At 58.3% G+C, this 21,648-nt stretch carries 19 protein-coding genes; 7 read left to right on the forward strand and 12 right to left on the reverse strand.

Annotated features, from left to right (window positions below):
* Nucleotides 1–46: 46 nt before the first annotated feature.
* Nucleotides 47–2,326, reverse strand: coding sequence for a 5-methyltetrahydropteroyltriglutamate--homocysteine S-methyltransferase (metE, locus tag JWR14_RS25825; protein WP_299714091.1), 2,280 nt, complete (start codon nt 2,324–2,326; stop codon nt 47–49).
* 104 nt (nt 2,327–2,430) lie between these two features.
* Here metE and JWR14_RS25830 point away from each other — a divergent pair, with 104 nt between their 5' ends.
* The gene (locus tag JWR14_RS25830; RefSeq protein WP_299714094.1) at nt 2,431–3,345 is read left to right on the forward strand and encodes a LysR family transcriptional regulator; all 915 of its coding nucleotides are present in this window, start codon (nt 2,431–2,433) and stop codon (nt 3,343–3,345) included.
* A gap of 22 nt (nt 3,346–3,367) precedes the next feature.
* Here JWR14_RS25830 and JWR14_RS25835 read toward each other — a convergent pair whose 3' ends face one another.
* On the reverse strand, nt 3,368–4,294 hold the full coding sequence (locus JWR14_RS25835; protein WP_299714097.1) for a LysR family transcriptional regulator: 927 nt from the start codon (nt 4,292–4,294) through the stop codon (nt 3,368–3,370).
* Nucleotides 4,295–4,367: 73 nt separating this feature from the next.
* On the opposite strand from JWR14_RS25835, the gene JWR14_RS25840 reads away from it, so the two are divergent.
* The gene (locus tag JWR14_RS25840; protein ID WP_299714100.1) at nt 4,368–5,108 is read left to right on the forward strand and encodes a glucose 1-dehydrogenase; all 741 of its coding nucleotides are present in this window, start codon (nt 4,368–4,370) and stop codon (nt 5,106–5,108) included.
* Between the two features lie 67 nt (nt 5,109–5,175).
* Here the strand turns inward: JWR14_RS25840 and JWR14_RS25845 are convergent, their stop codons facing one another.
* The 8 genes from JWR14_RS25845 to JWR14_RS25880 form a co-directional block, all read right to left on the reverse strand.
* Complete coding sequence (locus tag JWR14_RS25845; RefSeq protein ID WP_299714103.1) at nt 5,176–6,585, reverse strand: heavy metal sensor histidine kinase; 1,410 nt, start codon at nt 6,583–6,585, stop codon at nt 5,176–5,178.
* Nucleotides 6,585–7,262 carry a heavy metal response regulator transcription factor gene (locus JWR14_RS25850; protein WP_299714107.1) on the reverse strand — a complete coding sequence of 226 codons (678 nt, stop codon included), beginning with the start codon at nt 7,260–7,262 and terminating at the stop codon, nt 6,585–6,587. The genes JWR14_RS25845 and JWR14_RS25850 overlap by 1 nt, the downstream gene beginning before the upstream one ends.
* Nucleotides 7,263–7,528: 266 nt before the next feature.
* Nucleotides 7,529–8,323 carry an alpha/beta hydrolase gene (locus JWR14_RS25855; RefSeq protein WP_299714109.1) on the reverse strand — a complete coding sequence of 265 codons (795 nt, stop codon included), beginning with the start codon at nt 8,321–8,323 and terminating at the stop codon, nt 7,529–7,531.
* Between the two features lie 141 nt (nt 8,324–8,464).
* Entirely contained in the window at nt 8,465–8,815 is a 351-nt protein-coding gene (locus tag JWR14_RS25860) for a DUF4148 domain-containing protein (protein WP_299714112.1), read from the reverse strand.
* Nucleotides 8,816–9,405: 590 nt separating this feature from the next.
* Nucleotides 9,406–10,170 (reverse strand): SDR family oxidoreductase, encoded by a 765-nt coding sequence (locus tag JWR14_RS25865; RefSeq protein ID WP_299714115.1) that lies wholly within the window; start codon nt 10,168–10,170, stop codon nt 9,406–9,408.
* A gap of 94 nt (nt 10,171–10,264) precedes the next feature.
* Nucleotides 10,265–10,474 (reverse strand): DUF2945 domain-containing protein, encoded by a 210-nt coding sequence (locus JWR14_RS25870; protein WP_299714118.1) that lies wholly within the window; start codon nt 10,472–10,474, stop codon nt 10,265–10,267.
* 462 nt (nt 10,475–10,936) lie between these two features.
* Nucleotides 10,937–11,947 (reverse strand): alpha/beta hydrolase, encoded by a 1,011-nt coding sequence (locus JWR14_RS25875; RefSeq protein ID WP_299714121.1) that lies wholly within the window; start codon nt 11,945–11,947, stop codon nt 10,937–10,939.
* Nucleotides 11,948–11,955: 8 nt separating this feature from the next.
* Nucleotides 11,956–13,050, reverse strand: coding sequence for an alpha/beta hydrolase (locus tag JWR14_RS25880; protein ID WP_299714125.1), 1,095 nt, complete (start codon nt 13,048–13,050; stop codon nt 11,956–11,958).
* Between the two features lie 215 nt (nt 13,051–13,265).
* Between JWR14_RS25880 and JWR14_RS25885 the strand changes: the two genes are divergently transcribed.
* Nucleotides 13,266–14,213, forward strand: coding sequence for a GlxA family transcriptional regulator (locus JWR14_RS25885; protein ID WP_299714128.1), 948 nt, complete (start codon nt 13,266–13,268; stop codon nt 14,211–14,213).
* 33 nt (nt 14,214–14,246) lie between these two features.
* Here JWR14_RS25885 and JWR14_RS25890 read toward each other — a convergent pair whose 3' ends face one another.
* Together JWR14_RS25890 and JWR14_RS25895 are read right to left on the reverse strand one after the other, a co-directional pair.
* The gene (locus JWR14_RS25890; protein ID WP_299714149.1) at nt 14,247–14,618 is read right to left on the reverse strand and encodes a translation initiation factor Sui1; all 372 of its coding nucleotides are present in this window, start codon (nt 14,616–14,618) and stop codon (nt 14,247–14,249) included.
* A 120-nt stretch (nt 14,619–14,738) separates the two neighbouring features.
* Nucleotides 14,739–15,656 (reverse strand): DUF72 domain-containing protein, encoded by a 918-nt coding sequence (locus tag JWR14_RS25895; protein ID WP_299714131.1) that lies wholly within the window; start codon nt 15,654–15,656, stop codon nt 14,739–14,741.
* A gap of 140 nt (nt 15,657–15,796) precedes the next feature.
* Here JWR14_RS25895 and imuA point away from each other — a divergent pair, with 140 nt between their 5' ends.
* The 4 genes from imuA to JWR14_RS25915 form a co-directional block, all read left to right on the forward strand.
* Nucleotides 15,797–16,504: a translesion DNA synthesis-associated protein ImuA gene (gene imuA, locus JWR14_RS25900; protein WP_299714134.1), complete on the forward strand. Its 708-nt coding sequence runs from the start codon at nt 15,797–15,799 to the stop codon at nt 16,502–16,504.
* Entirely contained in the window at nt 16,434–17,927 is a 1,494-nt protein-coding gene (locus tag JWR14_RS25905; RefSeq protein ID WP_299714137.1) for a DNA polymerase Y family protein, read from the forward strand. The genes imuA and JWR14_RS25905 overlap by 71 nt, the downstream gene beginning before the upstream one ends.
* Before the next feature lie 6 nt (nt 17,928–17,933).
* A complete protein-coding gene (locus JWR14_RS25910; RefSeq protein ID WP_299714140.1) occupies nt 17,934–21,095 on the forward strand; it encodes an error-prone DNA polymerase in 3,162 nt (1,053 codons plus the stop codon).
* Nucleotides 21,096–21,228: 133 nt separating this feature from the next.
* The coding region (locus JWR14_RS25915; RefSeq protein WP_299714143.1) for a DUF2501 domain-containing protein at nt 21,229–21,648 on the forward strand (420 nt) is incomplete at its 3' end.

The raw sequence follows: 21,648 nt of genomic DNA on the forward strand, positions 1-21,648 counted from the left end.
TTCTACGTGGTGCTATCACTTGGGCACGGTTGAAGCCTGCTATGAATCACACGCCCGCGCGCAACGTCTTCGCGGCGGCGACCATGTTCTTGAGCGCGGGGATCACTTCATCCCACTGACGCGTCTTCAACCCGCAATCCGGATTAACCCACAACCGCTCCGCCGGAATACGCTCAGCCGCTTTGCGCATCAATTGAACAATGTGCTCCTGGCTCGGAATATTCGGCGAGTGGATGTCGTACACGCCCGGTCCAATCTCGTTCGGGTAGTTGAAGTTATCGAAGGCATCCAGCAACTCCATGTCCGAACGCGATGTCTCGATCGTGATCACGTCGGCGTCCATGTCGGCAATCGACTCAATGATGTCGTTGAATTCCGAATAGCACATATGCGTGTGGATCTGCGTTTCGTCCTGCACGCCGTTCGCCGTGATACGGAACGACTCAACAGCCCACTGCAGGTATTCGTTCCACTGCGACTTTCGCAACGGCAAGCCTTCACGCAGCGCTGCCTCGTCGATCTGGATCACACGCACACCGGCTTTTTCCAGATCCAGCACTTCTTCGCGGATAGCCAGCGCCAACTGATGGCACGACACCGAACGCGGCTGGTCGTCGCGCACGAAGGACCAGTTCAGGATAGTGACCGGACCCGTCAGCATGCCCTTCATCGGCTTGGCCGTTTGCGATTGGGCGTACTTGATCCACTCCACGGTCATCGCCTTCGGACGGCTGATGTCGCCGAACAAAATGGGCGGCTTCACGCAGCGCGAACCGTAGGACTGCACCCAGCCAAACTGACTGAATGCGTAGCCGTCGAGCTGCTCGCCGAAGTACTCGACCATGTCGTTGCGCTCGGCTTCGCCGTGCACGAGCACATCCAGTCCCAGCGCTTCCTGTTCGCGCACGCTGCGCGTGATCTCGCTTTGCATGACGGCCTTGTAGCCGGCGTCGTCCAGTTCGCCGCTCTTGAACTGGCTGCGAGCCTGGCGAATCCCGGCGGTCTGCGGGAACGAGCCAATCGTCGTTGTCGGGTACGCCGGCAGCTTCAACAACGCCGACTGCTTCGTGGCACGTTGCGGGTAAGCGCTTGAACGGCGGCCCAGCGCTGCATCGATTTTCGCAACCGCTGCCTTGACCGCTGGATTGTGCACGCGCGGCGACGAACGGCGGTTCTGGATGGCAACCCCGTTCTCAGCAAGCGCCGCTTGCACCGACTGGCGTCCGCCGTTTAGCGCGTGGGCCAGCACCTTCAGTTCGTCGAGCTTCTGCAAGGCGAATGCGAGCCAGGACCGGATTTTCTTATCGAGCTTTTGCTCGCTGACGAGATCGACCGGCACGTGCAACAGCGAGCACGACGGCGCGATCCACAAGCGGTCCTGCAATGTCTTATGGATGGGTTCCACCCAGTCCAGCACCGCGCTCAGGTCGCTCTTCCAGATGTTCCGGCCATTGATGACACCCAGCGACAGCACCTTGTCCGAAGGCAACTGCGCGAGCACCTTCTCAACTTCAGCACGCGCGTTGATTGCATCGATATGCAGACCTTGAACCGGAAGATTGCACGCGATTTCCAGGTTGTTCTGTAGCTGTCCAAAGTAGGTCGTCAGAAGCAGCTTGGCCTTCGAACCCTTCAATGCGTCGTAGGCCGTGACGAAAGCTTGCTGCCATGTTGCGTCGAGTTCCGTGACCAGGGCAGGCTCGTCGATCTGCACCCACTCCACACCTTGCGCCGCGAGTTGTTCGAGCAACGCTGCATAGACCGGCAAGAGGCGCGGCAACAATGCAAGCTTGTCCGAATCATCCTTTGCCTTGCCTAGCCACAAATACGTCACCGGCCCAATGATGACCGGCTTGGCCTTCACACCGAGCTTGCGAGCCTGCGCCAACTGATCGAGCAGGCGCGATGCATCGAGTGCAAACTCAGTCGAAGCGCTGAATTCCGGCACGATGTAGTGATAGTTCGTATCGAACCACTTGGTCATCTCGCCAGCTTGCACGCCGCAACTGCAAGCCGAATCTTGCGCGGAGCGGCCACGCGCGACGCGGAAGTAATTGTCCAGTGAACTGCCGTCAAAACCGCGTACGCGTTCCGGGACGTTGCCAAGCGTGAAGCTCGTATCGAGCACCTGGTCGTAGAACGAAAAATCGCCGACAGGCACATGGTCCAAACCGGCCTGGTCTTCCCAATGCCGCTCGCGCAGTTGTGCGCCCAAGCTGGTCAGTTCGTCGCGTGACGACTGGCCTTTCCAATAACTTTCCTGCGCGAATTTCAGTTCGCGTTTTGCGCCGATGCGGGGGAAACCCAAATTGTGCGTCGTGACCATTGATGTGCCGCTCCTGAAATGAACGGCTCGATCATAGGTCGCGTGGCCTATGAAATATAATGGTCTTTTCTCATTGATCGATTAGTTCCTTTCATGGACGCCACATGCTCGAACGAACTCATCTGGCTATTATTCGGGAAGTCGACCGTCACGGCTCGCTGACTGCCGCCGCGAACGTGCTGTGCCTGACGCAGTCCGCGCTTAGCCATACCGTCAAGAAGATGGAGCAGCAGCTCGGGACCGCCGTGTGGAGCCGCGACGGGCGCAACTTGCGGCTGACCCAGGCGGGGCAATACTTGCTGGCGCTTGCGAACCGCGTGCTGCCGCAGATGGAACATGCGGAAGAGCGCATGAGGCAATTCGCGCTGGGACAGCGTGGGACGCTGCGTATTGGCATGGAATGCCATCCTTGCTATCAGTGGCTGCTCAAGGTGGTGTCGCCCTACCTCGCGCGCTGGCCTGACGTGGATGTCGACGTCAAACAGAAATTCCAGTTTGGCGGGATTGGTGCGTTGTTCGGCTATGACATCGACATATTGGTCACGCCGGACCCGTTGAGAAAGCCAGGCTTGCGCTTCGAACCGGTGTTTGATTATGAGCAGGTGCTGGTGGTGGGCCGGCAGCATCGGCTGGCGCACAAGCCCTTTATCCTGCCCGATGAACTCGCCGACGAAGTCCTGATTACGTATCCGGTCGAGATTGACCGGCTGGATATCTACAACCAGTTCCTCATGCCGGCGAACGTCATGCCGAAGCGGCACAAAGTCATAGAAACCACCGACATCATGTTGCAGATGGTCGCGAGCGGTCGAGGTGTTGCCGCATTACCTCGCTGGCTCGTTGAGGAGTATTCGGACAAGGTCGCGGTGAGTGCGGTCCGGCTGGGCAAGCAAGGCATTGCCAAGCAGATCTTTCTTGGCGTGCGTGAAACGGACACGACCATCGACTATCTGAGCGCCTTTGTTGAGCTTGCGCGTGGCTCCGACTGGAACGCGGCGGTTGAAACAGAGCAGGCGTAGGCATACGAAACGCAGTAGCGCCTCATCGATTCAATCGATCCTGCATGAAATCCACGAACGCACGCAGCTTGCGGGGCACGTGAACACGGCTGGGGTAATAGAGGTAAAACCCGGGGAAAGTGGGCCACCACGGCTTCAGCAGCGGCGTCAGGCGCCCGGTCTGGATATCGTCCTGCACCTGGACCTCGAACGCACACCCAATGCCGCCACCGGCCCGGATAGCCGCGAGAATGATATCGCCGTCGTTAGTCACCAGCGGACCCGGCACCTCGATGTCGAAGTCACGTCCCTTATGCGTATATTCCCAGCGATAAATACTGCCCGCGAGACGAACATTGATACACCTGTGCTCGCGCAAATCCTCAGGCTTGCGCGGTAGCGGGCGTCCGGCCAGATAGCGCGGCGCCGCCAGGGTCGCAATGCGATGCTGGCCGCCGAAAGGCACCGCCACCACGTCCTGCGCCAGGTTCTCGCCCAAGCGGATCCCCGCGTCAAAGCCCCCGCCGACGAGATCGACGAACGCGTTGTCGCAATGCATTTCCACCGTGATGTCGGGATAGGCCTCGAGGAAGTCGACCAGATGAGGCATCACCAGGATGTCGGCCGCCGTGCGCGAGAGGTTGAGGCGCAGCAGGCCGGCAGGCTTGTCACGCGATTCGTTGACTGCGTCGACGGCGGTCGCGAGCGCGGCTAGCGCCGGTTGCGCGTCCTGCAAGAAACGCTGTCCCATTTCAGTCAGTCCGACCCGGCGCGTCGAACGATCGAGCAAGCGCACGCCAAGGCGCCCTTCCAGCGTGCGCATGGTTTGCGACAACGCAGACGGCGACACGCCCAACTCGGCCGCGGCGCGTGTAAAGCTGGCGTGATGCGCCACGCGCGCAAAGGCGGCAATGCCTGGCAGCAGGTCGGGCAGCATCGCCATATTATGAAGCAGCGCTTCATGCTGCATATTGATTACCCCCCTTAATCCATACCAATGCGCAGCCTATCATGGGTGCTTCACCCCACAGGAGCATCCCTTCATGAGCAAGCTTTCCGGCAAAGTCGCCATCGTCACCGGTTCGTCCAAAGGTATTGGAGCGGGCATCGCCAAGCGCCTCGCCGCCGACGACGCTCACGTGGTCGTGAATTATTCGCGCAGTGCGGAACATGCGGACGCCGTCGTCAAAGGAATCATTGCGGCGGGCGGCAAGGCCATCGCGGTCAAAGCCGATATCTCCAGGCCCGCTGAGATCCAGCCGCTGATAGATGCTGCCCTCGATGCGTTCGGCAAACTCGATATCCTGGTCAACAACGCAGGGGTCTACAAAGTGGACTCGCTGGAAACACTCTCCGTGGAGAGTTTCGATGAGCACTTCCACCTCAATGTACGTGGCTTGCTTCTTACTACGCAGGCTGCTTCGCGCGTGTTGCCGGCGGGCGGCGTGATCGTCAACATTAGTTCGGGTCTCGCACACAGCCCATACCCCATGGTGCACGTCTACTGCGCCACCAAGGGCGCGGTGGACACCCTGACGCGCACGCTGGGGATGGAGCTTGGCCCTCGCAAGATTCGCGTGGTCGGCATCGCGCCGGGGTTCGTCACCACCGAAGGGAATGCGGAGTCAGCGCAAGGGATGGCCGATTTCCTTGTCGCCAAGACGCCGCTGGGGCGCGTCGGGCAGCCCCAGGATATTGCCGCGGCCGTCGCCTTCGCCGTTTCGGACGACGCCGACTGGATCACCGGCTGCACTATCGACGTCGCGGGCGGGATGGTGTTTTGACGCCTTCGCTTAGCATGGCGAACGACTTGTGCACACGGGTTACGGAGTGCTGCGCAAGTCAAAAAACTCATTTGACCAGCGGGAAAGTCAGGACGAATCGTGTTCCCTGCGGCTCGCTTTCCGCATGCACCTTGCCGCCGTGCAGTTCCATGATCGTCCGCACTATCGCCAGTCCCAGCCCGGTCGATCCGCTCGCCGACGCACCGTTCGTCCTCGACGGATCCGCGCGATAAAACCGGTCGAAGACACGCTCAAGCAGGCTCGCGTCCAGTGGAACGCCTTCGTTCATCACTTCAACGCGCACCGCACCGTCGCGTTCGGCAACAGACAACATGATCTCGGCGCCAAGCGGTGTAAAGCGCACCGCATTCGCAAGCAGGTTGCTAACGGCGCGCCGGAAAAGTTCGAGATCTGCCTTCAATCGCGCATGCCCCGTCACGCGAATTCGAACACCGGCGTCTTCTGCAATTCCTTCGAAATAGTCGGCTATCTTGAGAAGCTCTTCGTCGACATCAAATTCAAGCAAGTGCCGTGAAAAATGAGGATGCTCGGCGCGGGCCAGAAAAAGGACATTTTCGATCATCCTTGAAAGGCGGTCGCACTCTTCAAGATTCGATGCCAACAGCGTCTGATATTCCTCGCTGGAGCGCGGCCGGGCAAGCGCGACCTCGGTCGAACCGCGCAAGTTGGCCAAGGGCGTGCGCATGTCATGGGCCAGGTCTGCCGTAAATCGGGAGAGCCGGTTGAACCCATGTTCGAAACCGGAAAACATGCCATTGAGCGAGGCAACCAGCGTCTCCAGTTCTCGCGGCACTTTGCGCACCGCGATGCGCGCACTGAGATTGTCAGTCGTAAAGCCTGCCGCGCTACGCGCGATGTCACGCAAGGGCTTGAGTGACTGGCGAACAAGCAAGAAGCTCATCAAAAATGCGAGCAATGCGCCCATGCCGCTTGCCAGGAAAAGTCGATCGCGATACTTCTTTAGCAACAGCCATCTGTCGGCCACATTGCGCATCACGACTATCTTCACGGTCGAACCATCGGCTAGTTTCGCCTCGGTGGCAATTCGACGGAACGGCGTGCCGTCGCTAGCGGTCAAGGCCGTGATTGATTCTGCCGTTATTCTCGCGGAGGCATCCAGCTCGGCCACGGGCCAGACAATGCTGAGCGCAGCATTGGACAAGTTATGTTCCAGGAGAACCTGACCGGACGAATCGGTCACTTCCACCGACAACGCTTCGTTGCCTAACACCTGACTTTCCAGCCGTTCCTGATGCAGCGTCAGGTCGCGCGCATTAGCCAACTCCAGCGTCAGGCGACGCATATGCCGCGCCGCCAGCACGATGTCCTGATCGTCCTGCGTACTGACCTCGTGCGCCAGCGCCACATACACGTAGCTTCCAACCAGGGCGAACACCGCCAGCGTGGTTCCTGCAAAGGCCAGTGCCAGTGTCGCCGTCAGCGACCGGGAGCGCATCAGTCGTCCTCTTTGGTGTCTATGACGTAGCCCACGCCACGTACTGTCTTGATGAGTTTGACGTCGAAGTCATCGTCGATTTTTGCCCGCAGTCGGCGAATCGCGACCTCGACTACATTGGTATCGCTGTCGAAATTCATGTCCCAGACATACGATGCAATCTGGGTTCGGCTCATCACCTCGCCCTGCTTGCGCGCAAGCAATTGCAGCAACGCGAACTCGCGAGGCGTTAACTCTATCCGCTTGCCTGCACGGCGGACCTTGCGGCGCGTCACATCGATTTCCAGATCCGCGAGCGTCAGCAAATCGTGCTCCCGAGGCGGTCCTCTGCGTGCCAATGTACGGACCCGCGCGAGCAACTCGACAAATGCAAACGGCTTGACCAGATAATCATCGGCGCCTAGTTCAAGCCCGTGCACGCGATCGATTACCTCGTCACGGGCGGTGAGAAACAGGACAGGCGTCGCTTTCAAGGTTCGAAGATTCTTCAGGACACTCCAGCCGTCCATGGTCGGCAACATCACATCCAGCACGATGACGTCATACGTATCCTCTCGTGCCAGGATCAGGCCTTCCGCACCGTCAGCCGCCACATCGACAAGAAAACCGGCCTCTTCCAGACCTTTCTTGATGTAGGCGAGCGCTTTTTGCTCATCCTCAATGACCAGAACCCTCATGTCGACGCCTCGCTGCAACATTTTATTTAACTGAAAGAATAGTACGCCACCCCGTTTGATCCGATCCAGGGACAAAAACCCGCGATGTTTCGCTCAACGCTCTCGAGCGGGTGGTTCGTGGGTCCCGGCAAATAATGGCGCAGACGGTGGACCCGAACCGCGTTAAGCCAAGCTCCATGTTGCAACAGCCAACATGACGAGGCCCCCATTATTTGATTACAAAATTGAGAGGAAACCTTGTTCTCATTGATCCGCTCATCGGCACATTACTGCTGGGCGTGCGTGGCGGCATCTTCGATCACGGCAGCCACTTCCTTCGGACGCGATTCATAAACGGAGTGGCTCGCACCGGGAATCACGGTCGTGTGGCTATGCGCACGAGCGTAGTACCAGCGCTCGAGATCCGGGTTGATGATCTTGTCGGCTCCAGCGACGATGCCCCAGCTAGGCTTGGTGGTCCAAGCGGCAACGGTCATGGGCGCCGAGAAGACCTTGGCGGCCGTCAGGATCTGCGATTGCGCTTCGAATTGAGCTTGCTTGAGCGGTAAATCAGCAGCGAAGTCTTTCGGGAAATCCGCCGGATTCAAATACGTATAGCCATCGGCGGTCTTCTTGATTGCGCCCGCTTGCTTCGACGTATAGCTGGGCATGCCCTTGCCAAGGTCGCTTTCATCCTCGCCGACAGCCGGAGCGTGCGCGGCCACATACACCAGACCGACAACGTTCGGATGCACACCCGCTTCAGTGATGATGGAACCGCCGTAGCTGTGGGCTACAAGAATCGTAGGACCGTTCTGCAGATCGAGAACGCGCTTGGTTGCGGCTACGTCGTCGTCAAGCGAGCTCAACGGTTCCTGCACCATGGTGACGTGATAACCGTCCTTGGTCAGGATGTTGTAGACGGGTTTCCAGCCTGAGCCGTCCACCCACGCGCCATGGACCAGGACAATGTTCTTCACCGGGGCATTCTTGGGCTGGGCATCCTGCGCCATTGCGCCGGTCGATGCAAAGAGGCATGCAGACAACGACAAGGCTGAGGCGACCAAAGGCAAAAGTTTCACGAGAGACTCCGCTAAAAGTTAGATAGAGAAAAAGGGGTTTGCGATATCGAGTTGCGCGACAAGGCGCGGGCGAAATCAGGTCCTGTGCAAGTCCGTGTCATTCACAATGACAACAACAGCACAGGCCCTGAACCGCTCCACTTAGCTGCCCGCGTAGATGTTGCAGAAGCTGACCGGACCAACGCAGGTCGAGTGCGTGGCCGTGTGCATTGGGGCGCCTGACGACGAAGTGCCGTTCTCGGCTACGCCGCCGTAGGCTTGCGTCGCCTGTTGCTGGTCGGTTTGAGCCGCGACCTTCGCTTCAGCAGCCTGGATATCGGCCGGGTAATCCACGTCGCCACCGCGCGCCGGGTTGTAGCCCGCCTGTTCAACTCGCACCAGGTCGGCACGAACTTCAGCGCGCGTCACAGGAGCATTCGATTGTGCGAAGCTGAGAACCGGAGCGGACAAGGCGCCAGCGGCGAGAGCGAGGCAAACGAGAGCTTTTTTCATGATGACTATTCCTTCAATGAGTGTGATTGATTAGCGGGCAAACCTGCCCAGAAACGGATGACGCTGTAGCTGCCGGAGTGCGATGACAAGCCTTAAATTTCGATCAAGTGGCTCATCCTCGTTTCGGTATCCTTATTTACTTGAATCTAATCTGCCGTGTTCATGTAGTGGCAAACACGACGGTATTGCTGTTATTCCACGATCAGCCAAAAAAATTTGCGGCTTGCTGCTGACAGACCTTCGTAAGCCACCGCTGCACGCTTTGGATCTTGCTTACATAGACGTAAGCTTGGCCATCAACTTCTGTCCGGCCGTACTTGTATTCCCGGTGACTTGCAAACAGTATGGGCTTTCAAGCTTTGCGTATTACCGACGTCAGCATTACCAAATTGTTATCTTTGGACAGGAGGGTGGCGGATTGGGACCCGTAGCTTGAGGGCTCCCGCCCGGTGCGTGCATGGGCTTCCAGTCAGTGGCGTGCAGCGGATGATTGAACCCTGCCGTAAGCGTTTTTTCTCGCGTGAGCCCAAAACCAAAAAGCGCGCTGTGACCACAGCGCGCTTTTGTTTTCTTCAGCAACTTGAACTCGCTTAAAGCGTCGCCGTCACGCCGCCATCGACATAAAGAATGTGTCCATTGACGAAGTTCGAGGCCGAGCTCGTGAGGAATATTGCCGCGCCCACGAGATCTTCGACATCGCCCCACCGCCGCGACGGCGTGCGCCCGATGAGCCATGCGCTAAAGGTTTCGTTGTTCACGAGCGCTTCAGTCAATTCGGTCTTGAAGTAGCCTGGGCCGAGCCCATTCACCTGGATGCCGTGCTTGCCCCAATCGATCGCCATGCCCTTGGTCAACATTTTCACGGCGCCCTTGGTCGCCGTATAGGCAGCAATGTCAGGCCGTCCGAGTTCGCTTTGAACCGAGCAAATATTGACGATTTTGCCGGCGCCACGCGTGATCATGAAGCGCGCGACCGCCTGCCCGACCAGGAACACACTGTCCACGTTCGTCCTCATCAACTCTTGCCACTGCTCGTGGGAAAACTGATCGAGAGGTGCGCGACGCTGCATCCCGGCGTTATTAACGAGAATGTCGATAGGGCCGTCTTCACGTTCGATTTTTTCGATCGCCGCTGATACGGCTGATGGGGACGTCACGTCGAAACTCAGTGCATCAACAGTCATTCCTTCATCACGCAGACGTGCCACCGCTTCCGCGAGTCGCGCCTCATTTCGGCCGTTCAGAATAACCTTCGCGCCGGCGCCCGCGAGTCCACGCGCGAGCGCAAAGCCAATCCCGCTGCTCGACCCTGTGACGAGCGCGCGCTTACCTGACAGATCAAACATCTTGAGCATCTGATTCAAAATATCTCCTGGGTATCTATGTGTCCATTAGCGCGAACCGCGACGTTTGCGCCGTGGCCGAGAGCGTCAAGCCATGCCGAAATTGTCAGCGGACTTTTTTCAGCGCACGGGCTTTGTGAATAGCCGCTTTACCGCTCTTTGAGCTTTTGACTTCGTATTGGGGATCACGAGGAGACGCCTTCGCAACGTGGCCGCCCGCCTTTGCTTGACCGGTCACCTTACGCGTGACTGTACCTTCTGTGGGGCCTTGCGATGTTTGCCACTGCACTTTGTCGCCTTTGGATACCGTAGGCATATCGAACTCCTGAAAAATGCGGCGGCTGATTGGTTTCGTCGCCGATTACAAACCTTCCTCTGCTTTTGCCATGCAACAACCAGTGACAGCATCCGCCCTCTTCGTGGGTCGTCGGGAACCGAGGCGCCATCACACTGCAGTCTAAAGGCATCGTGCCGAATGCCTGGCGCGCAGCACAATTGACAACGAAGGCCTGCGCCGCCACCGCCAGACCACGTCAGTCAACGGTAACGTCAGCGTGCTGCAATTTCGGTTCCCGCTTTTCAACCAGCCACGAAACATCTCCAAAAAGATTCGGGTTGGGGTCGAAGGCGTCCAGCAGATCCAGAACGAAGGAAACGACAAGTGACGTCGCGGCTTCCGCCTTTCGCTTGATCGTCAAACGCCCGCGCGGAGTCGCTTGTTAAAGCCTATCAATTGAGGCAACTCAATTCGACGAGGGAAACACGGGCCGACCGCCCTCTACAGTCCTTTTGCCTCAAGCCACGACCTGATCGCTTGAACAAGTTCGCTCTTGCGCTCGAGTGGAAGCCAATGGCCCGCGGGCAGGTTCGCTACGGAGAGGTCCTGGCAGGCGCCGTGCATGGGTTCTCCGAGGCGGCTGCGGTTGATATCGCAGATAGCGTCCCAATCACCGTTCACGAAAAGCACAGGCTGGTGCAGGCGGCCGCCATCCGGTGCAACTTGAGCGTAGGCAATGTTGGCGGAATCGTTCAGGTACCAGGAATTGGCCGGGCGGAAACCACTGGCTCGGAATGCCTTGGCCAAGGCCTCGAAGTCAGCGGGCAGCCATAGCGCCGGGTTAGGCTGCGTCGTCGGGGCGCGATGAGCCGCCCCATAGCGGCCGCCGTTTTTTGTGATCAAGGCGGACGGGGAAACCAGGCCGCCCGACGCAGGGTTTCCCGGGCCGTAGAGTGATGCGAGCGCTGCCGGGATATCTGCCTCGAAGTCGCTAACCGTCTGTTCAAAGTGCGTTAGGTAAAAGCGGTAGTAGTCCCACTGCCCGACCGGATATTGATCGGCTGGATACAACTGACGGTCGATCAAGGGCACGAGATTTGGCAGCGCGAAGCCTTCGGGGAAGTAAGGCACCGAGACCAAGACCACTCCGCGACTGCGGTGCCCGTGGTGCGCGGCCAGTGTCCCAATCACCGGGCTTCCCCAGTCGTGGCCCACCCAGATTGCAGGGCGCGCTCCCAGATGATCGTGAAGCTCCACCATATCGTGAACGATCTCGCTCAAGGTGAAGGCCCCGGACGAAGTCGGCACCGATGAGCCACCGTAGCCGCGCATGTCTGGCGCAATGCAACGCCAGCCTTCGGCAGCGAAGGCGTCGAGCTGCGCGCGCCACATAAGGCCAATCTCCGGCCAACCATGGACGAAGATCATCAGCGGGCCGTTGTCCGGCCCGCACTCCCAGTAACGTGTCGTGTGACGGGGTGAGCTAAAGATACGCGAGGTCAGCTTGGTCATGATGCGAATCAGGCCGTGGTTACAGTGCGTAAGAACTGCACGAGTTGGTCATTGACCGCGTCAGGGGCTTCGTGTTGTACCCAGTGGCCCACATTGTCGAGTTCCAGACCTCCAGTGAGACCCGGAAGACCCGCGCGCATTTGGTCCATCGTAAGTGGATAAAGCTCTTTCAATCCGTCCGCTTTCCCCCAAATGAAAAAAGAGGGTTGGTTGATCTTCGCGCCTTTCCACGGGGCAGACAAATAGAAATACGGTTCGGCGGCACGGTAGTAGTTTAGGGCGCCGTGAAAGCCGGTGCGCTGGAATTCCGCGATGTTATGAGCGACGTAATCGGGTTCCACCCACGAGGGCAAGGGTCCAGGGGCCGCGCGATGAAGGCTTCGTGCAGGATCCAAGGGACTCCACCGCGTGTCTGCCGGAGCAGAACCTGATGCCCAATAAAGAATCCCTGGAATGGTCACTGATGCGTCAGCCCAAATTTGATCGGCGTCCGGCCGGATCTGTTCGAACATATAGAAGTCGTTTTGATGGCCGGACTTCCGCATGCGCTCAAAGACACTCACATCCCCGCGTGGAACGTAAGGTACGCTCAGGCAAAACACCGCTTTGAATCGATCAGGACGCATCAGCGCGGCATTCCATGCGTGGGTCGCGCCCCAGTCATGTCCCACTAAAATAGCGTTGGAGATCTTCAACGTATCGAGCAGTCCAACCAGGTCGCCCGCTGTGTGCAGCGGCGTGTATAAGGCGGCCTCTGCTGGAGCCGAGCTGCGGCCGTAGCCGCGCATGTCCGGAGCAATGGCGCGGTATCCGGCTGCCGATACGGCTTCCATTTGTCGGCGCCACGTATATGAAGTATCCGGAAAGCCATGGCAGAAAAGGACGGCGGGCCCATCTCCTTGCTCAGTGACGTGCAAGGAGATGCCATTGGTATCGATGTCGTATTCCTTGAGAGCAGAGCCCCCACCGCTTCCAGGAATCTGCGCCTGCGCCTTCTGATTCAATAGCAGGCTTGCGCCAATGGCAGTCCCACTCGCAAGGAAGGCGCGTCGAGAAAAAGGGGGCACAGGCACCAAAACAGGCGTGGTGAGATTGCTATCCATAGGATTGCCTCCAAATGGCAGGGGGGTTCGTTAGATTGGGAATCCGCTAATGTTAGAACCTTGAAAGATCGCTGGAAGGCCATATATCCGTCGATTCTGGCCATACTTGCGCAGCCATGCGAATTGCGTTTGTATCGACGGTTAGAATCGCCGCGCGGCAGGCGTGATCGCGAACGCCATGCGTAAAGTTCGTTTACACCCCTCCAGGATTGCTCATGTTACGCATCGGCTATATCGTCGTTCCAAACTTTCAGGTCATGATCTTCGGCGGCCTTACGGTGTTTGAAATGGCGAACCGGATGACCAAGGAACCACACTACGATATACGTCTGATATCTGAAGGCGGTGGGCCGGTTAAAAGCTCTCTTGGATATTCTGTCATGACCGACAGTTTCGACGATGGTGGTTTCGACACGGTGATCATCGGCGGCGTTATTGATGCTGTTTACACGGCGAGTCCAGCACTGATCAATTATCTAAGAAGCGCGGTCAAGAACACTCGCCGCGTTGCCTCCATGTGCACGGGCGCTTTCTTTTTGGCTCAGGCCGGCGTTCTTGATGATCGGCGCGCCACGACGCACTGGGCGCATGCACGCGAATTACAAACCACGTATCCGCGAATCAACGTCGAGGAAGATCGTATATTTATCGTAGATGGTCCGGTATGGACATCTGCGGGCATGACGGCGGGAACTGATCTCGCGATTTCGATGGTAGAACGCGATCTGGGTGCAAAGATAGCGCGAACTATCGCCAAGCGAATGGTCATGTTTCATCGACGTGCCGGCGGACAATTACAGCACTCGACGCTGCTGGATCTCGATGCCAAAACTGATCGAATCCAGACCGCCTTGGTCTATGCGAAAAGCAATCTGCACATCCCGCTAACGGTGGACAGACTCGCTGAAGCTGCAAATTTGAGCGTGCGGCAATTCACTCGCGCATTCCGTGAAGAGACGGGGCAGACACCCGCGAAGGCTGTCGAGAATTTGCGGCTGGAAGCGGCGCGTCTCATGGTTGAGCAGGGAAGGTTGCCAATTGACGTCGTTGCACGAGAAACCGGTTTTGCCGATCCTGACAGAATGCGCCGAGCGTTTTTGCGAGCCTTCGGTCAACCGCCCCAAGCTATTCGTCGCAACGCACGTGACCATGCGAACGGTTGATGTACCAGCGCACGCAGTCGTTGATTGAAGCGATTACCCCCCGGCTCGCTTCGCGTTGTGGCCATCCTTCTTGAGCGCTTCGATTACCCGCTCGCAATGGTCCCCCTGCACTTCAATCACGCCGTCCTTCACCGTTCCACCAGAACCGCAGGCCGTGCGCAACTGTTTGCCTAGCAAGGCCAACGCGAGAGGATCGAGCGTCAGCCCTTTAACGATCGTCACGCTTTTGCCGCCCCGGCCTTTGGTCTCGCGAGAGACTCGCACCACGCCATCACCTGCCGGTAGTGTCTTGGCCTTCTTGCAGACACATTCCGCGAGCGGCTGCCTGCATTCAGGGCACATCCGTCCGCCATCGGTGGAATAGACAAGACCACCCCTTGCTCTACCTTTTTCACTACTCTTCATCATTGGCTTAGTTAGTGGATTAGTCAGTGGTTTATACCGTCAATGACTGCCATCTGCTCGCCTCTCCTATGCGCTTCTATTGCACAGCGGGTGACTTTACCAGCAGCCCATCGAAACGAATCATGACGACGTCGCGTTCGTCCCCAAAATGCCCATCAGCTTCAGCGCATTCTTCTGCCCCTGGTCCTCGTAGTTGGTATTAAAAACCACATGCGTCAAATCGATCGCCTTCGAAATTTCGATAATCTGACTGGCTAGCGAATCGAGTTCATCGTCGTTGTACTCGTAGTTGAATCTTGACGACGATGCAACCGCGCCCTTGATATTCCACGTGTCCTGATTGCGACCATGCATGCGAATCAACGCGAGCCGCGGATGCGTTGTTTCCCAAATGGCGGGGATGCTGTTACTCGACCCTTGCGGTTCATCCACCACCACATTCACCAGCCCGCGCTCACGTTCCATGGCCAATGTGGAATCGCGGCGTTTTTCGTCGAACCAGGTCTGGTTGCGAAACTCGACCGCCATGGTGTAGCCGTCCATTGCGCTCATGACGTCCGCGCAGTGCTCGACATGCCGGATGCCGTGGGGATTGCAGATCACCCACGGCGCGAACTGGAAATGGACGGCGCCGAGCTTGCCGGCGGCACGAAGCGGCTCAACGGCTTCGAAGTACCGGCACCATAATTCCTGCTGCAACTCGCCCGGCAAATCCTTGTAATAGAGGCTCGTCTTGCCGTTCTGCGGCAGGTGCGGCTGCATGTCCGGCGGAAACATGTCGCGTGCGGTCTGATGTCCCGTGAACAAACGGAACGCCTTGATGTTGAACACAAACTCCGGCGGTGTCCGCTCCGCCCATAACACCGAATTCGCGGCGTTAGGCATGGCGTAATAGCTGGAATCGACCTCGACCAAAGGGAACACGGACGCGTAATAACGCAAGCGCGCCTCCGCGCTCGAACAACCGGGCGGATAAAAACGCTTGCACTTGATCAGCGTGGGGTCCGTCCACGAAGCTGTGCCAACCATGATGGTCACCGCGCATTCTCCCTACCATTTTTGCCGCATTCACAGGTCATGATTTTCTCCCCGTTTTTCTCTCTGCCTTTTAAAAGGGGCAGTTCAGGCTCGATCAAATTCAAGGTAAAGTACTGTACATCCATACAGGTTAATTTGCCATGTCAGCCTTGCTCAAGAACGTCGAAGACATCCACCCCGCCTTATGGCGAGGGTCGCAGCTCGCGCGCTCGCATGGGCAAACGGTCGACACGGGTTACGCCGTGCTGTCGGCCGAACTGCCGGGCGGCGGCTGGCCGCTGGGCACGCTGATCGAGTTGCTGGTGCAGCAGCCGGGCGTGGGCGAAGTCAGGCTGTTACGCCCGGCGCTCGCCGCAGTGAGCCGCCGCCCTATCGCCTTTGTGCAACCGCCTCATAGTCCAAATTCTCTCGCTTTTGCGTATCTGGGTGTGCCGCTCGAGAAGCTGCTCCAGGTGCGTGCATCGAAACTGGCTGACGCATTGTGGTCAGCCGAGCAAATTCTCAAGACCGGCAGTTGCGGCGCGCTGGTCTTCTGGCAGCAGTACGCGCGCACGGAGTCGCTGCGGCGCCTCCACATGGCCGCGCAATCCTCTGAAACGCTGTTCCTGATGGTGCGGCCGCTCGCGAGCGCGGCGGATTCGTCACCGGCCACGTTGAGGCTGTGCGTGCGGCCGGCCGGCGACGGTATTGCTGTCGACATCATCAAGCGCAAAGGCCCGATCCGTGCTGAAAGACTGTCCGTCACCCTGCAACCCTCTCCCGTTCTAATGAGTCCCCATGCCCGTGTACGTCGGCATACATCTACCCCGGTTGTCGCTGGAAGTGTTCCGTCCACGCTGGTCGCGTAGGCCTGAACATGGCTGCGTCGTCCTCGACCGCGACACGGTCTTCATAGGAGACAAGGGCGCTCGCGAGGCCGGCGTATGCGTGGGCATGAAACGCGGCGGCGTCCTCACGCTCTCGCCCGACACCCTCATGTTCGAGCGTGAGCTGAGCCGGGAAAACGACTTGATGCGCGAGGTAGCTTTTTCGTTGATGAAATTTTCACCCATGGTCGCGCTCTGCGATGAGGAAACCATTGTTATCGACGTCACGGCGAGCTTGCGGCTCTTCGGCGGCATCGTGCCGCTGTGTCATCAGATGCAGGAGATTGTGAATGCCATCGGCGTGACGGCACGCCTTAGCACGGCGCCGACCGGCCAGGGCGCGTGGCTGCTGGCCAAAAGCACCCGGAACGCTCACCTCGGCAAGCGGCGCGTGCTGAAAATGGCATCGCTTGAACGCAAGCTTGGAACGCTGCCGTTCCAGGCCGCGCCGGAAGTGCGCGCGTTCACGGACTGGTTCAACGGGCTGGGTTGCAAGACGCTGAACGACATTCGCCGCCTGCCGCGTGCAGGGCTTAAAAAGCGTTGCGGCGTCGCGCTGCTGGATTCGCTCGATCGCGCTTATGGACTCGCGCCCGAGCTATACGAATGGCTGGCTGTGCCGCCTGCTTTCAGCGCGCGCATCGAGTTGCCCGATCGTATCGAGCACGCGGAAGCCATGTTGTTTTCCGCGCGCCGGTTGATCGTGCAATTGTGCGGCTGGCTGAGCGCGCAGCAACTGGCGCTCACGCACGCCACGCTCACGCTGGAGCACGAGCGCGGCCGCGATGCCATCGACCCCACCGTTATCCAGATCGCGCTCGCTGAACCCACCTGGCACGAAGAACATCTGCTGCGCTTGTTCAAGGAGCGGCTTGGCCGCACGGAACTCGTGGCTCCGGTGATTGCGATGCGTCTGAGCGCCGCAAAAATACAGCCCGCCGAGCCGCCTACCGAGACGCTTTTCCCTGAACCCGGCGGCTCGCCAGAAGACCACAATCGTTTGCTGGAATTGCTGGTTGCGCGACTGGGCGCCGAGAACGTGCTGCGAGCGGCGCCTTCATCGGATTACCGGCCTGAACAGGCGAACCGATGGATCTCCGTCACCGACACCACCCATCCTCAAAAGCTGGAAGCCGTGCCGTCGGATCTGCCGCGTCCGGCGTGGCTGCTTGAAAAGCCGCTGCAATTGATGATGAAAAACCATCGGCCGTTTTATGGGTCGTCGCTAAAACTGGTGTCGCCGGCTGAACGCATCGAGGCGGGATGGTTCGATAGTAATTTGATGAGCCGCGATTATTTCGTCGCGCAAGCCAGCGATCAAAGTTGCTACTGGATTTATCGCGAGCGGCCCGGTAGTGCTGACGCCGAAGATCCGCGCTGGTTTCTCCACGGTCTGTTTGGATGATGCGCCGTGGATACCACCTTCTCCATGCTGCCCGCGTATGCGGAGCTTTTCGCGTTTTCCAACTTCACGTTCCTGCACGGAGCATCGCGTGGAGAGGAATTGGTCGCGCGCGCGGCGCAACTCGGTTATGCCGGTCTGGCGATCACCGATGAATGCTCGCTCGCGGGTGTCGTACGCGCGCATGTGGAGGCGAAGAACCTGAATTTTCCGCTGGTGATTGGCTCGTATTTCAAGCTCGTCAATGCGGATCTTTCGCCGGCCTTCGGACTCATTTTGCTGGCCACGAACCGCAATGGTTACGGCAATTTGTCCGAGCTCATCACCATTGCCCGCATGCGGTCGAAAAAAGGCGCGTACCTGCTCACGCCTAACGATCTGGCACGGCCCGATAAAGAGTTCGCGCATCTGCGCGGTATGCCGGATTGCCTCGCGATCCTGGTGCCCGATTTCCCCGCGAAGCAGACTGCGCTCGATGCCCAGATCGAATGGCTCGACACCACGTTTCCTCAACGGGCGTGGGTTGGATTGACGCTGCACCAGCGCGCGCTCGATGACATCCACCGGGGGATCGTCGAGCACGTGGCTGCGTTTCATAAGGTGCCTGTGGTGGCGACCGGCAACGTGGTGATGCACGTGCGCTCGCGCAAGCCGCTGCAGGACACCATGACGGCAATTCGTATTGGCAAGCCCGTGTCGGAATGTGGTTACGATCTCGCGCCGAACGCCGAACAACATCTGCGTTCCAGGTTGCGGCTCGCGAATCTCTATCCGGAATACACGCTTGGCGAAACGCTCAACGTGCTCAAGCACTGCACCTTTTCACTCGATGATTTGCGTTACGACTATCCCGACGAGATTGTGCCGGCCGGTTATACCCACGCCGCGTATTTGCGGCAGGAAACCTATATTGGCGCGCATCGGCGTTTTCCGCTCGGCGTTCCGCACAAGGTGCAGGCGCAGATAGAACATGAACTCGAGTTGATCGAGCATATGAAATACGAGGCGTATTTTCTCACCGTCTACGACCTCGTCCGCTTTGCGCGCGGTGAAAATATCCTTTGTCAAGGGCGTGGTTCCGCGGCGAACTCCGCTGTGTGCTATTGCCTCGGTGTTACTGAAGTGGACCCGGCGCGCAGCAACATGCTGTTCGAGCGATTTATCAGTAAAGAGCGCGGTGAACCGCCGGATATTGATGTCGACTTCGAGCATCAGCGGCGCGAGGAAGTCATCCAGTACATCTATCGAAAATATGGGCGTGATCGCACGGCGATTGCGGCGGCGGTGTCGACATATCGGCCACGCGGCGCATTGCGTGAAACGGGCAAGGCGCTGGGCGTCGATCCGCAGATTGTGGATCGCGTCGCGAAGTCGCATCAGTGGTTCGATACCAGTCATGACCTGCTGCAGCGCTTCACTGAATCCGGGCTTGATCCGGAGAATACGTTGATTCAATCGTGGGCTTCGCTGGCCGCGCAGTTACTGAATTTTCCGCGGCATTTATCGCAGCATTCCGGGGGATTTGTGATCAGCCGGGAGAAACTGACGCGGCTGGTTCCTATCGAAAATGCGGCTATGGTGGATCGCAGCGTGATCCAGTGGGACAAGGACGATCTGGAAGCGCTGGGGCTTTTAAAAGTTGATGTGCTCGCGCTCGGCATGCTCTCGGCCATTCGACGCACGCTCGATATTGTCTCGGAGAAACGCGGCGAGCGTCTTGAGATGCAGGACATTCCACCCGACGATAAACCGACCTACGACATGATCTCGCAGGCGGACACTATCGGCGTGTTTCAGATTGAGTCGCGTGCGCAAATGTCGATGTTGCCGCGACTGCGGCCGAAGGAGTTTTACGATCTGGTGATCGAGGTGGCGATCGTACGGCCCGGTCCGATTCAGGGTGGCGCAGTGCATCCGTATTTGCGGCGGCGTCAGGGGTTGGAGGAAGTGAACTACCCTAGCGAGGGGTTGAAGATCGCACTCGAAAGAACCTTGGGCGTGCCGATATTTCAGGAACAGGTCATGCAGATCGCGATGATCGCAGCGGGGTTTACAGCCGGTGAAGCCGATGCATTGCGACGGGCAATGGCAGCATGGAAACGCAAAGGCGGTCTGGGAAAATATTATGACCGGATTGTGAACGGCATGGTCGAGCGCGGTTATAAAAAGGCCTTTGCAGAAGCAATTTTTGAGCAGATCAAGGGCTTCGGTGAATATGGTTTTCCGGAAAGCCATGCGGCGAGTTTTGCGTTGCTTGTGTATGTCAGCAGTTGGTTGAAGCGACATGAACCAGCGGCGTTTCTTGCGGCCATGCTCAACTCGCAACCGATGGGTTTCTACTCCCCTTCGCAACTCGTGCAGGACGCCAAGCGTCATGGTGTAGTCGTGTTTCCCGCTGACGTGACGGTGAGCGGTTGGGATTCGGTGCTTGAGTATCCGGATGAATGCCGCGGCGATGACAGCAGGCCTGCTGTGCGACTGGGGTTATCGCTGCTTCGCGGGATGCGGGATGGTGCGGCTGAGCGTATTGAAACTGCCCGTAGCGTGCGTCAGTTCGAAAACGTGGGGGACCTCGCACAACGGGCGCAACTTGATCGGCATGACTTGCAGGCGCTGGCTGCTGCCAACGCGTTGACTTCGCTCGCCGGGAATCGGAGGGAAGCGTTATGGCAGTCCGTGGCTGCAGTGCCCGACAAGGATCTGCTCAACGATGCCCGCGTAGAAGATGTCACGCCGCTGCTTGGCGCGCCTTCGGAAGCTGACGATATTGTCAGCGACTACAAGGCTACGGGTCTGTCTCTCGGACGTCATCCGCTTGAACTGTTGCGTCCGGCGTTGCTTGAGCATCGGTTGATGTCGGCCGCTACGTTGCGTGATTACAGGAATGGACGATTAGCGCGTGGGTGCGGACTCGTGACGGTGCGTCAACGGCCTGGAACCGCGAAGGGCGTGATGTTCGTTACGATTGAAGATGAGACCGGTAATGTGAACGTCATCGTGTGGCCTGGTCTGCTCGAGAAGCAGCGCCGCGAGGCGCTCGGTTCGACGTTGCTGGCCGTGTACGGTACATGGCAATGTGAGGGCGAGGTTCGACATCTCGTTGCGCAAAGGTTGGTGGATATGTCGTATCTGCTGGGTGGGTTGACGAGCGTTAGCCGGGACTTTCATTGATATTTTTTGTCATTTTTTATTATCAGCACTCCATTTAAATTGGTTTATCGCAAGTCGGGGATGTTCTTGTTCAATGTCTTGCGTGAAACGCACTATATTAGAGGCTGGTATTGGTCACTGAAGGAGTCCGAGTATGAAAGTCCGTATGTATCGCCGCACTGTTGCAGGCATCGCAATTGCAATGTTGTTACCCTTTTCAGCCGCTCACGCGCAGCTTGGCAATTTGCTGAAGGGAGGCGGCAGCTCCGATGGATCGTCGTCCAGCGGGCTCAGCAGCCTGGGGAACATGAGCGGTATGACCAGTGGGTTGACCGGGTCATCGCTGACATCGGGTAGTACGAGTAATGTCGCGGGTGTGCTGCAGTTCTGTATCAAGAACAATTATCTCAGTGGGAATGGAGCGTCGTCCGTTAAGGATTCGCTGATGAGCAAGCTGGGTGGGACGTCGGCTGCGTCGTCGGATAGTGGGTATACCGCCGGGGCTGCGGGGCTTTTGAAAAGCGGCGATGGGAAGTCGGTGGATCTGAGTGGCGGTGGGTTGAAGCAGCAAGTT

The organism is Caballeronia sp. (genome assembly GCF_028292365.1).
Classification (GTDB): domain Bacteria; phylum Pseudomonadota; class Gammaproteobacteria; order Burkholderiales; family Burkholderiaceae; genus Caballeronia.